Here is a 12289-nt window from a genome sequence, read left to right on the forward strand (position 1 = left end):
GTGCTGCCCTACACCTACCGGGTCACCAAGTACGACCCCGCCGACCGCGACGAGCACGGGAGCTATACCGGCACCGAGGACGAACTCAGTGACCACGGGCCGGTCGAAGCCGCTTACCTGCAGGCGGTGGCCGCCTTCGCCGAAGACACCAGCGTCGACCAGCTGACCATACGAGAACCGCAGATCACCAGCTTCATCCACTTCGGCCTGGAGCCGCCTATCGAAGGCAAAGGTCTGGCCGGGCTCTTCCCGCCCGACCTCACCGGTTTCCACGACGGGGCGCAGGTACCGGTGGCCGTCGGATCGGAGCTGGTCCGAGCGATGCTTCGCGACAACGGCGTCTGGTGCCGCCTGGAGGTAGAGGACGTGTTCGCCGTGCATGTCGGGTGGGACCAGTACCTCTACGTCGGCACCAACCAGCCCTGCGAAAGGGCGCTGTCCCGCACCCGCGCACTGGGACTGTTTCCCGAACGGCTCGAGGCATCCCCCTACGATGCGGCTTTCGACACCGAGCCCGGCGAACAGCGACCCGCCGACGACATCTTCTGGGCCCGGCTGCGGTGGTGCATCGCCACACACCAAGCTGTCATCTTGGAAGAGGGATACATCCTCAATGCGTCGCGCTGGCACCGCCTCACCAGCGACACTGTGGACGCCGTGCGCGCCGGACTCACCCCTCGTGCTCGACTCACCGTCTGGCCGGACTTGTCCACCGACGTCGACGAGGTCCTTGCGGCTCTCCCCGCCGAAGGCTCGATCGAACTCGTCTGGGAGGACGAACACGGACAGATCACCAGCATCATTGCCGACGAGACCCAGTTCAGCGAACTGGCAGCGCAGGTTACCGGCGCACGTGCCGCAACCGTGCTCTCCCTGTACGTCGACGAACGCCACCCCCTGTTCACCGCCGTCCTGCCCGACAGCGACGGCGTCCTGCGAGCCCGGTGGAGGACCGAACCGACCCCGAGCGACCACAACTGGGCGTTGTTGAAGACCCTGCACCGAGGCCAGCTCATCAAAGGCACCGTCAGTGAGATCGCCAGCTTCGGGGTGACGTTCGTCGACATCGGCGGCTTCACCGCGATGATCAACATTCCGGAATTGTCCTGGCGACCCGTCGACCACCCCTCCGCGATCCTCACCGTCGGCCAGGAGATCACCGCACAGATCCTCGACGTCGACATGGTGCGCGAACGTGTGGCTCTGTCGCTCAGGGCACTGCAAGAGGATCCGATGCCGCAGATCGTGCAGCAGGTCGGCCAGATCGTCCGCGGCCGCGTCACCAAACTTGTGTCGTTCGGCGCGTTCGTCCGTATCGAGGACCGCCGAGACGGCTTCGAAGGACTGGTACCCAACACCGAACTGGCCGCAGGACACGTGGACAAACCCGAAGACATCGTCCAAGTCGGCGACGATCTCCACGTGAAGGTCATCGACGTCGACCTGAAACGCCGCCGAATCACCCTGTCACGCAAGCAGGCCGTGGAATCCCGCTGACCGCACAGCAGCCGAGCCCGATGATCCAGCGCCCATCAGATGCCCGCGTCGTCACGGGCACCACGGGCACTGCGAGCGGTTTCGCCGTCCGACCGCGACCGGCAACAGCCCGCAGGTGCCGCCGATCGCCGGCGAACCAGGCGCGCCCAGCCTCCGGTCCGACTCGGCGGCGTCGGCTACGAGTTGACCAAAACGATCGACGAGCACACCGACCGCCGGCACCGCACCGACAAAGCCTCCCGCAACCGGTCATCCCGTAACTCGACCAGGCACATCTTCTCGGCCAACCAACCGATGACTGATCCTCGTCGCTGACGGCGAACTCCCGGAACCCGAAAGCATCACGAACCTGAGCGCGGTGATACTCGATCGTCCGACCCGACCACCGATACGACGCGAACTGCGCAGGATCGACTTTCACCTGCTCGGCAACATAGCTCACCGCCGAAGGCGGCACCTCCTCTGCCGCACCAGGGAACCTGGCCTCGATCTCGAAGAACTTCAGCAACAAGCCGAACCCAAGCCTGGTAGATCCCGACTAATTGCCCACAATCCGCCAATCGTTGCCGACCAGCGTCCACGACCCGATCAGATCCTCGGGTGACCACTCCTGACGCACGAAGCGAAACCGTAAAGACGAATCAGCAGTTACCCGCGCGTCTACTTTGCGGTTTGTGACAGCTTCAGGAGTTCTGGGCCGATTTCGACCAACGCCGGGGTCGAGCGCTACGGCAAGCTGCGCAAACCGCTGGATCCGGCCGAGTTCATCGACGCGAGGAGATGCGCACCGAGCTGGCGGCGTTGCAGGCGGCTCTGCCCAAGTGCAGCTGGCTCGAGATCACCGAACGGAACAAGGGTGCGATCAAGGTGGCACCGCGATGGCCGTGGAATCCAGCAGTGTCGATACCCATGGTCGGTCCGAAATCGGGTTCGGCGGCACCGAATTACCGGGGTTCGATCTGCTGCCGCGGATCCAGCGGATCAACAAGATGAAACCGTACCGGCCGGTCACCGGGCGTCGGGGCTCCGCGCGGCCCGGCCGTCGAGCAGGCGGCGGATCTCCTGGTCCGGATACGGGGTGCTCCGGCTCTCCTGCTGGAACGCGCGCATGAACGCGGACATCGGCGCGGCCAACGGCGCGTGCCGGGTCAGGACCGCGGCGACCTCCTCCGGGATGCCCTCCGGCAGCTTGCCCTCAGCAATCGCGCATGCCATCGCCGCCCGTATCTCCCGGTCCTCCCACCGGAACCCGTAGAAGGCGGTGAGCAACCAGTTCACCAGGTAGGTGGCGGTGAAGCCGCGGTCGTAGCTCTGGTTCTGGTGGAAGAACGCGACCTCCTCCGGCGAGAGGTCGAACCCAGAGGAGAGCGCGAGGCCGTAGTCACCGAAGTAGAGGCGTTGACCGTCGGTCAGGATGTTCTCGAAGTGCGCGTCGAGGTGCAGCAGCCCACGACTGTTCATGAACGCTGTCCCGGCGGCCAGTTCTCGCTCCACCATGGCGCAGGCCCGGTCGATGGCCTCGGCACCCGCCTCGACCTGGACGTTCAGCCACTGGTGCAGGGTCTGCGGGATGTACTCCAGGAACAGCGCGATGCTCGCCGACGAGTCCCGCAGGGCCTCGATCCGGTGGCGTACCTGCGGTCGGTCGTCCCAGTAGGCGACGGCGAGATCGATGTCGGCGAGTTCGGTCGGCAGCGGCCCCGCGTCAGGCAGCACTCGCCAGTGGTACATCAGCGGGAAGCCCTCGCATTCGGCGGCGAGCACCCAGTTCGTCGTCATGATGTGCACGGCGAGCTCGCGCCAAGCCCCGAAGCCTGACCCGCCGATGAGACCGACGCCGTAGTGGTGAAACTGCGGCAGGTCGAATATATTTGCCGTGGACCGGACGTGCTCGGGCTGTCGTTCCAGGTCGGTGAGGGGGACCCGCTTCACGAAGACCGGGGTACCCGCGATCTCCAGCAGCGCCGACTTTCCGCCGATACCGGCGCCGATCGGCGTGGCCCCGTCCACAAGCTCGCGCAACGCGTGATCGCTGCGCAGCGCCAGGGCTGTGGAGACGGCGCTGTGAGCGCGCAGACGCGCTGGGCGCGACATATCACGGGTCGTCACCATGTCAGATGACGAGGACATCACTGCGTCAGAGGAATTCGCCGCGGCCTTCATGCGGACGCCGACCTCGATTCAGCCATGGCCACACGGTCGTGCCGGGCGGCCTCCGGAGCGGTCAGGAGGTCGGTCCGGGCCCCCACGACCGTCCCGGGTTACCCCCGGAATCGCACTCTACGTCACTATCTCCACGCGACGGCTCCATGTAGTGAAAGCCGAGGTGTCGGCCTGATGCCGCAGGCTTTTTCGGCATGTCGCCGACCCGCAGAACAATGCCGCTGATCGCACAGTGGGTTGGGGCGAAAACGTTCGTTTCTGTCCCACGAACGCTCGCCCGCCTCGCACTCGCGAACCTTCAGCTCGCGCGACGACCTGAATGCGCCACAACAGCCGTCAAACGCGCCTCGAGCGCGAGCAGGCCGCCGCCGCCGAAGAAGCGCTCAGCCAGGCCGCCGCACGCCACGACGCCACCCGCGCCCAACTCAGCGAACTGCGTGCCCGCATCGGTGCGCACGAATCCCCTGGCCTCGCCTGCTCACCGAAGCCGCCGACACCGCCGCGCGCGACAACGCCCTCACCGCGGCCCGCGAATTCGCCGCCGGCCGACAAGACCGCGCCCGTGACGACGCCCGCCGCGCCCAGCGACGCGCCTGGGTTCAAGCCCCCATCGACGAACAGCAGCGCCGCGCCGAGCTTCCACTCGACCAGCTCGAGCGGGAAGACCGCGCCCGCTACGAGATCCAGGCCCGAGACAATCCCCCGCCCTCGCACTGAGCAAGCACGCGAACACGCCGTCGCTACGGCAACGGTTGGCCGCGTAAGTCCGTCTGCTATGCCGAGCCCACGCCGCGACCGGCCCGGGACTCCACACAACGTCATGACGACGAAGAAAGCGAGGCCAGACCGCTTCCCTGAGGTAGTCGCAGCAACGCGAACTATACGTCGCTACAAGAAAGTTTCGGGGCCGCCTTCGGTAATGTCACTGTGACGCTTGCTGATTGCAGTTCCCGCTGCTTGTCGGCGGCATGGAGCGAAAGGAACCAACGGCTTCACCGGGTACCGGCATACGCGTGGACGGCCGACGCTTTGCCGTGGTGCCGTAGGCTGGCATATCGCGCCGGATGATGCGGTGCGACAGCCGAGAACGCGGGAGTCGAACCATGGACGATCGATCCGGCGTGGTCGCGGTCCCGGAGTCGGTGCGCACGGAATTGCGCCGTGGTGTGCACAGCGTCCTGGTCGATGCGGCGGCGCTGCGGCTGGTGCGCGATCGCTTCGACGACGCGCAAGCCGGTTCGCTGCGTCGCTATCTCGAAGCGTCGCAATCGGCGAACACGCTGCGCGCCTACCGGTCCGATTGGGTGGCGTGGTCGGCGTGGTGCAGCACCGAGGGCAGGCAGGCCTTGCCCGCCGATGCACTGGACGTGGCCGTCTATCTGGCCGCGGCCGCCGACGCGCGCCGCGACACCGGCGAATGGGCGTTCAGCCCGGCGACACTGGAACGCAAGTCGGCCGCCATCGCCGCGGTGCACGCGGCCAACGGCCTCCCGTCGCCGACACGGTCGGATGTGGTGCGGCTGACGTTGCGCGGTATTCGCCGGACCCGTCGCACCCGACCCAAACGCAAACGCCCGGTTCTGCTGCACACCCTGGATCAACTGCTGGACGGGCTGCCCGAACCGGGCTGGCCCAGCGAACCCGCTCGCCGTCGGGATGCGCTGGCCCTGCTCATGGGGTTCGCCGGGGCGTTGCGCCGCAGCGAATTGGCCGGTCTGCGTATCGGTGACGTCGAGATGGGCACCGACCACAGCACCGGCGAACCGATTCTGCTGATCCGGCTGCCCGCGACGAAGACCGACCCCACCGGCGCGGCCGAACACCGCGTGGCCCTCCCCCGCGGCCGCCGCCCCGCGACCTGCCCGGTCTGCGCCTTCGCCGATTGGCTGCGGCTACGCGAAAAACACGCCACCGCCGGGAGTGGCGGCGTCCGCGCCTGGCTCGCCGACCATCCGGCGAGATCGGGCGACATCCACCGATGCCATGGCTTCACCGGCACCACCCTCGCCGACGCGGAGCTGCCCTTGTTCCCCACCATCAACCGGCACGGCGCGATCGGCGACCACGCCATGTCCGGTCGTGCGGTCGCCGAACTGGTCAAGCGCTACGCCGCACGGGCCGGGCTCGACCCCGCCTTGTTCTCCGGTCATTCGTTGCGCGCCGGTTTCGCCACCCAGGCCGCGCTCGGCGGCGCCAGCGACCGCGAGATCATGCGCCAAGGTCGCTGGTCCAACCCGCGCACCGTGCACGGCTACATTCGCACCGCCAATCCGCTGGAAGACAACGCGGTCACCAAGCTCGGATTGTGAAATCCGTTTCGGAATTGAATGAATTTCCGGCGGTACACGGGGTCCACCTGCCTCGTGGGCACGTCTCCGGAATCTCCGGTCCGGAACCGATCTCGCCGTACTTCTCCAGACCGGCGGCCGGTCGAACATTCTGCGGCCCGAGGGAAATGCGGTAGCTATTGTGACATCTATCCCGTTGCGTGAAACGGCATTCCATGGCCTGCGCCGATCGAGTGGGCTCCGCCAACACCGTGACCTGGGGGGATATGACAGAACGAGTGCGTTGATTCGCACTGAAGATCACCCATTCGACTTTCCTGTTTGCGCGAATCGGTATTTTATGTCCGCCGCGGCAGACCGATACCGTCGAATTCATGGAATGGAATTATCGGTCGGCCGAAGAGCTCGCGGCCGCATTGCGTGCCGGCGACGTGACCTCGGTGGAACTGACGGACGAAGCGATCGCTCGTATCGAGCGCGACGACAAGGCGATCAACGCGATCTGTGTGCGAACCTTCGACCGTGCGCGGGCCGCCGCACGTCGGGCCGATCAGGCGCGCGCCCGCGGCGAGGACCGGCCGCTGCTCGGCATACCGGTGACGGTCAAAGAGTGCTACAACATGGCTGGGCTGCCCACGACCTGGGGCATGCCGCAATACGCGAATTATGTGCCCGCCGAGGACGCGGTAGCGGTGGCGCGGCTGAAGGCCGCCGGCGCGGTGGTGCTCGGTAAGACCAATGTGCCGTTGGGGCTGCAAGATATACAGAGCTTCAACGAGATCTACGGCACCACCAACAACCCGTGGGATCACGGTCGCACGTCGGGTGGTTCCTCCGGCGGATCGGCGGCGGCCCTGGCATCCGGATTCGGTGCGCTGTCTCTCGGCTCCGACCTGGCCGGTTCGCTGCGCACCCCCGCGCATTTCTGCGGTGTCTACGCGCACAAGCCGACAGTCGGGCTGGCGGCGCCCCGCGGGATGGTTCCGCCGTCCGCGCCGGCATTGCCGGTCGATCTCGACCTCGCCGTCGTCGGTCCGATGGCGCGCACTGCCCGCGACCTCACGCTGCTGCTCGACGTGATGGCCGGCCCGGACCCCCTGACACGCGGCGTCGCGTTCGATCTGGCTCTGCCGCCCGCGCGCCACGAACAGCTCCGCGATTTCCGAGTCCTGGTCCTCGACGAGCATCCGCTCATTCCGACCGGGTCCGCTGTGCGGGCAGGGGTGAACCGGGTGGCCGACGCGCTTGCCGACGGCGGCGCCCGCGTCGAACGGCACAGCCCGCTGCTGCCCGATGTGACCGAAGCCGCGACACTCTACATGCAGTTGCTGTTCTCGGGCTCCGTCGCATACTTCCCCGTCGACGAGTACGAGCAGTTGCGAAGCCGCGCAGCCGAACTGAGCGCGGACGACCAGAGTTTGGACGCGGCCCGGTTGCGCGCGATGGTGTTCGGTCACCGCGACTGGCTGGCCGCGAACCACCGTCGCGAGCTGCACCGCCACGGCTGGCGGCAGCTGTTCGCCGAGTTCGACGCCGTGGTGTGCCCGATCACGCCGACTCCCGCGTTCCCGCACAACCACAACCCTGATCTGCTGGGACGCCGAATCGACATCGACGGTGTCGAGTACCCGTACTTCGACCAGCTCGTCTGGGCCGGTGTGGCGACGATGCCCGGCCTGCCCGCCACCGCCATCCCGGCGGGTCGATCGCCCGAGGGTCTGCCGGTGGGAGTCCAGCTCATCGGTCCGATGTTCGAGGACCGCACCCCACTGCGGCTGGCCGAACTGCTCGAGCAGAAGATCGGCGGCTTCCAGGCACCTTAGCGTGCACCGGATCGGACCAGTGCGTCGGCGGCGGCGCCCCAGCCGCCGCCCCGCCCGCACACGACCCTTCGGGGAGGACACCGGCCGAGCCCTCGTGTACCCAGCCAGGACCGAATACCGCACGATTCCGATACCGCTCCGTCACCGGTCCCGGCGTCGGGCACGCCCGGCCAGGCTGTTTGCTGAATATATGCTGATGGTGTGCTGTCAGCGCCTGCGCCGATGCTGGCCGTCTCCGGACAGCCGCCGCGAGACGGCGGCCGGTGGGCATTCGAGATGAAATGGGACGGCATCCGCGCCATCGCGCGGTGCCGGGACGGGGAATGCCGGTTCTACAGTCGCAACAGTCGGGATCTCAGCGGCTCGTTTCCCGAGCTCACCGCGGTGCTGGCGGATCTGGGTGAGCGTGGTGAGCTGATCATCGACGGAGAGATAATCGCACCCGATCCGAAGACGGGGGCGCCGTCGTTCGCTCGCCTGCAGCGGAGGATGCATGTGGTCGCACCGAGTGCGGATTTGCTGCGCGCCTTCCCGGCGCAATACCTGGCCTTCGATTTGCTGAGCGTCGACGACGCTTCCCTCATGTCTCTGCCCTACACCGCGCGCCGGGAGCGCTTGGCGGAACTGGCACTCGACCGGCCACTCGCCCGCACCCCGCCGTACTACGCCGATGTCGACCCCATGGTTTTGATGGACGTCGCCCGCGAGCACGGTCTGGAAGGGATCGTCGCCAAGCGTCTCGATTCCGCGTACTACCCGGGCCGCCGCTCGCCGTTGTGGATCAAGACGCCGCTACGTAAGACGACGGAGGTCGTTGTCGCGGGCTGGCTACCCGGCACGGGGCGGTTCTCCGCGACGTTCGGTTCGCTCGCGCTCGGCGCTTACAACGACCACGACCAGCTCGCGCACATCGGCAATGTCGGCACCGGATGGACCATGCACGATCGGCGCTCTTTGCAAGCGCGCCTGAACGAGTTGTCCCGGCCGGACACGCCCTTCGATGTTCCTCCGCCGCGCGCGGTCGCCGCCGCCGCGCACTGGGTGGAGCCCGTCCTCGTCGCCGACATCGAATATCGCGAGGCGACGTCGGAGGGGCTGCGCCACCCCAGCTGGCGCGGCTTACGTCCGGACAAGACGCCACACGAGGCCAAAGTGCCGAAATAGGATCCGATGCAACACTGTATTGCGCTTTGATCGCCAGATCGATTTCCTAGTGAGAGGAGCGCGATCCGCCCACGGATGCGGCGCATGCGCAGCGTGGTCGCTTTCAGAAAGGTTTACCCATGGCAATGGAATCCGGGGCGAGACGGAGGCAACGCTTCCTTGTGACCTTTCCCGGCGGTCACCGGAAGCGACGATCGATGACTTCGCGTGGAAGCTTTGCGGGGCTCGGGTAGGTGATCAGCACGCGGCAACCGTCCGGGTCGATACCGTCGACGAAACTGATCCCGTTCGCTTGGGCGGTGTGGGTACTGGGGTAATGAGCGCGCAGTCGGTGTTCGATGCCGTCCAGCTCTGTCTTGCTGTCGGTGGACCAGATGAGGTACACGACGCCCAGGTCACCGATGTGGCGCCTGTGAAACGTGCCGCTGACTCGCAGGTAGAGCTGGAAGCCATCGGGTGTCAAGAGCAGCGCGACGTCCGGCTCGTGAATCGCGACGCGGCATTCCAATACGTCGCAGTAGAAGCGTATCGAACGATCCAAATCCGACACTTCCATAAAACACGACGCGGCCTGCACGATACCCATTTGCTTCCTTTCGAAGCGTCGCCCTATCACTCAACGCTACCGGTTGTTGTGCTGCGTGATGCGTGCTGCGATCCCGGTCTGTGGCAGTTGCGCATCGTGGTGGACATCGAGCAGAGCAGGCCAGGCGCGGGGGGTCTGGACGATTCTTGTCGTCGAGTTTGCGTGGGCCAGACCAGGGAATTTCGTCGCGGACGAGTACGACTGCTCGCGCGTCGGCGGTGCGTTCGCGGACGAAGGCGCGTTCGGTATCGGCAGTCGACGCCTGCAGGGCATCGGTGAGCTGTCTGGTGCTGTGAAGTCGAAGCAAGGGTCGAAAGCCGATGATCAGGGGGAAGCCACAGGCTGGGAGTGAGGTGAAGTTGATGGCAAGGTCTACGTGGGTGGGGTGGGCAGCACTGGTGGTGGGGATCGGCGCGGTGGCGGCGTCGATCACAGTGAGTTCCACTCGGGTCGGGGAGGGTCTGACATTCGGCTTCGGTGCGTTCATCGCGTTCTTCGGGGTGTTGTCGTTGCCGGTGCGGAATCGAACCCCCGATCATTGGGGCTTGTTTGTGGTGGGCTTGGCGATGTTCCTGCTGCCCTGGCTGGGTGCCGGTTTCGTCCCTGATCGCGGCGCCGCGTGGACAGCGTGGGTGGCGGGGTTTCTCGCCATGGCCCTCGGGGCCGCGGCATGGACCCTGGGTAATCCACCCACAGCGTCCGGCATCCGCGATTACAGCACCGGCGCGGCCGAGCGCAGCGCCCTCAGTTATTGGATAAGCCGGGCAGCACTCGTCGTCGGAGTCGTGACAGTGGTGCTGGCCGGGGCGGTGGTGCACTCATCTGCCGTGGCGACTGCCGTCATGATCGGGCTGGGTGGCCTCACCGCAGTGACCGCGCTGTGGTCGCTGCTCGCGGGCGATCCGACGCGCGATTACCTGGCCTTGGCCGTCGTAGGGTTTGCCTTGTTCCTCGCGCCGTGGGTCGGTGGCTTCACGGGTGGCAGCGCCGCATGGACGGCCTGGATATCCGGCTGCCTCGTCACCCTCCTCGGTGGCACGGGATACCTGCGCGACGAGTCCCTGGATATCAGCGGCACCGCCGCCGCCACCGCCGAAGCGCGCTACCGCGAACGATTCCGGTGATGCAGTGGAATGCGTGATCTCAGCGGCGGGGATCTCCTGGTAGGCGTACCGTTCGATGTGTGGCAAGGACCGGACCGGCCGCCGGGGGCTCGGCCCGCTGAGACTCCGCAAGGCGAGCAGCGATAGAACCGGGAGTCGGCGATGACGACTCGACGCATTGTGCAGATCCGCAGAATCTATGACGACCCCACCCCGCGGGACGGTACCCGCGTACTGGTGGACCGGCTCTGGCCCCGCGGTGTCAGCAAGGCCCGAGCCCGCCTCGACGAGTGGTGCAAACAGGTCGCTCCGTCCACCGAACTGCGCACCTGGTACGGCCACGACCCGAACCTGTTCGATGAATTCGCTCGCCGCTACCGCGACGAACTGACCGCACCCGATCGCGCCGCCGCCCTCACCCACCTGCGCCAACTGGCCGACCGTAGCACGCTCACGCTGCTGACCGGCACCAAGAACACCGACATCAGCGAAGCCGCCGTACTCGCCGATCTCGTCGCACACCCGAACAGGTCGCGGTGACAATCGAGGACCGCCTGTCTCGCGTGCTCCAGGCCACAGCAGAAACCTCGACCCCGCAGGGTTGAGACGATTCTGGACCGGCAGAGGCTCGCACGATGATCGAACTCGCCGTCACCTAGGACGCCTGACACACCCGCGCTGTGCTATCGCCACAGATCCCGATGCCTTGATTGTCGGATCAACACAACCGATCGCCTCGACTCCACGCCATCATGGAGTTGAGCAGAAGTCGCAGGTAGGAGCAGCGCAATCCGAGCGACTGAGACCCGGCCCGACACCAGGGCCGTGCGCGTCGTCAGGGGCGGCAACGCCGCCTCGGCCCGCCCCTGACGGGACTTTCCCACCAGCCTACTGCGAGACAGAGGCAGCACTCGGAGAACACGAGGACGGCCCGGTGAAGTGGTCCGCCCTTCGAGCGATCCGGTCCTGGTTGAAGCGGAGTTGAACGGAATGAGGAATATGCGGGTAAACGAGGTCATGCGAAGACCGATCATCGCTGTGCGGCATACTGATTCGGTACGCGAGGCGGCGCTGAGGCTCACCGAACTGGGCTATGCGGCGTTGCCCGTTCTCACCCAGGATGACCGCCTCATCGGGGTAGTCACGAGCGGTGACCTGTTGCGGGCCGGCGAACTCGATGACACCGTCGATGCCGTGATGACCGCACCCGCGGTGTCGGTCTCCGACAGCGCAGCTCTGGCCGAGGTCATGAGGTGGCTGGTAACGCGGGGAGTGCGCAGCCTGCCGGTCGTCGACGCAGACGGTTGTGTGGTCGGGATGTTCAGCCGCGGCGACGCGTTACGGAACATGCTCACCCCTGACGACGCACTCGCGGCCGATGCACAGAATGTTGTCGATCAATACACCGGCCTGCGGCGCTGGCATGTCACCGTCGAAGAAGGAGACGCCAGCATCTCCGGCCGGTTCACCGACGAATCCGAACGGCGCATCGCCATCGCCCTGATCCGCACAGTGCCCGGTATCCGTACCGTGACCATCGCGGCGACACCGGCCGCTATGGCCGGCTCTGCGCACTGACACCGACCCGGCGGACACAACATCCGAACTTCTGCGTGAGCGGCACACCGACCGTCACTTCGATGGGTTCGAGGGGACTGTGGATTA

Annotated in this window: 12 protein-coding genes and 1 pseudogene; 9 read left to right on the forward strand and 4 right to left on the reverse strand. The window is 66.4% G+C overall.

Annotated features, from left to right (window positions below):
* Positions 1 to 1497: a S1 RNA-binding domain-containing protein gene (locus NNI01S_RS14885; RefSeq protein WP_063020691.1), complete on the forward strand. Its 1497-nt coding sequence runs from the start codon at positions 1 to 3 to the stop codon at positions 1495 to 1497.
* On the opposite strand, the pseudogene NNI01S_RS36530 reads toward NNI01S_RS14885, so the two are convergent.
* Positions 1460 to 2017, reverse strand: a pseudogene (locus NNI01S_RS36530) (DUF4158 domain-containing protein); the annotation flags it as partial. The gene NNI01S_RS14885 and the pseudogene NNI01S_RS36530 sit on opposite strands and share 38 nt — an antisense overlap.
* Before the next feature lie 358 nt (positions 2018 to 2375).
* On the opposite strand from NNI01S_RS36530, the gene NNI01S_RS36535 reads away from it, so the two are divergent.
* On the forward strand, positions 2376 to 2609 hold the full coding sequence (locus tag NNI01S_RS36535; RefSeq protein WP_157114797.1) for a Tn3 family transposase: 234 nt from the start codon (positions 2376 to 2378) through the stop codon (positions 2607 to 2609).
* Here NNI01S_RS36535 and NNI01S_RS14895 read toward each other — a convergent pair.
* Positions 2506 to 3591: a protein kinase family protein gene (locus NNI01S_RS14895; RefSeq protein WP_063020706.1), complete on the reverse strand. Its 1086-nt coding sequence runs from the start codon at positions 3589 to 3591 to the stop codon at positions 2506 to 2508. The genes NNI01S_RS36535 and NNI01S_RS14895 overlap by 104 nt on opposite strands.
* Positions 3592 to 3996: 405 nt before the next feature.
* Positions 3997 to 4374 (reverse strand): hypothetical protein, encoded by a 378-nt coding sequence (locus NNI01S_RS14900; protein WP_063020693.1) that lies wholly within the window; start codon positions 4372 to 4374, stop codon positions 3997 to 3999.
* Between the two features lie 389 nt (positions 4375 to 4763).
* On the opposite strand from NNI01S_RS14900, the gene NNI01S_RS14905 reads away from it, so the two are divergent.
* The 3 genes from NNI01S_RS14905 (at position 4764) to ligD (ending at position 8935) form a co-directional block, all read left to right on the forward strand.
* Positions 4764 to 5969 (forward strand): site-specific integrase, encoded by a 1206-nt coding sequence (locus tag NNI01S_RS14905; protein ID WP_063020694.1) that lies wholly within the window; start codon positions 4764 to 4766, stop codon positions 5967 to 5969.
* A 353-nt stretch (positions 5970 to 6322) separates the two neighbouring features.
* Entirely contained in the window at positions 6323 to 7771 is a 1449-nt protein-coding gene (locus NNI01S_RS14910) for an amidase (RefSeq protein ID WP_063020695.1), read from the forward strand.
* 222 nt (positions 7772 to 7993) lie between these two features.
* A complete protein-coding gene (gene ligD, locus NNI01S_RS14915) occupies positions 7994 to 8935 on the forward strand; it encodes a non-homologous end-joining DNA ligase (protein WP_063020696.1) in 942 nt (313 codons plus the stop codon).
* A 178-nt stretch (positions 8936 to 9113) separates the two neighbouring features.
* Here ligD and NNI01S_RS14920 read toward each other — a convergent pair whose 3' ends face one another.
* Positions 9114 to 9521, reverse strand: coding sequence for a VOC family protein (locus NNI01S_RS14920; RefSeq protein WP_063020697.1), 408 nt, complete (start codon positions 9519 to 9521; stop codon positions 9114 to 9116).
* A 58-nt stretch (positions 9522 to 9579) separates the two neighbouring features.
* Here NNI01S_RS14920 and NNI01S_RS34510 point away from each other — a divergent pair, with 58 nt between their 5' ends.
* The 4 genes from NNI01S_RS34510 (at position 9580) to NNI01S_RS14935 (ending at position 12202) form a co-directional block, all read left to right on the forward strand.
* Positions 9580 to 9873 (forward strand): hypothetical protein, encoded by a 294-nt coding sequence (locus NNI01S_RS34510; protein WP_157114798.1) that lies wholly within the window; start codon positions 9580 to 9582, stop codon positions 9871 to 9873.
* Positions 9874 to 9883: 10 nt separating this feature from the next.
* Complete coding sequence (locus NNI01S_RS33580) at positions 9884 to 10645, forward strand: SPW repeat domain-containing protein (RefSeq protein ID WP_157114799.1); 762 nt, start codon at positions 9884 to 9886, stop codon at positions 10643 to 10645.
* Between the two features lie 141 nt (positions 10646 to 10786).
* Complete coding sequence (locus tag NNI01S_RS14930; protein ID WP_063020698.1) at positions 10787 to 11164, forward strand: DUF488 domain-containing protein; 378 nt, start codon at positions 10787 to 10789, stop codon at positions 11162 to 11164.
* A 450-nt stretch (positions 11165 to 11614) separates the two neighbouring features.
* On the forward strand, positions 11615 to 12202 hold the full coding sequence (locus NNI01S_RS14935; RefSeq protein ID WP_063020699.1) for a CBS domain-containing protein: 588 nt from the start codon (positions 11615 to 11617) through the stop codon (positions 12200 to 12202).
* Positions 12203 to 12289: the final 87 nt, after the last annotated feature.

The organism is Nocardia niwae NBRC 108934 = DSM 45340, from assembly GCF_001613465.1.
GTDB lineage: Bacteria > Actinomycetota > Actinomycetes > Mycobacteriales > Mycobacteriaceae > Nocardia > Nocardia niwae.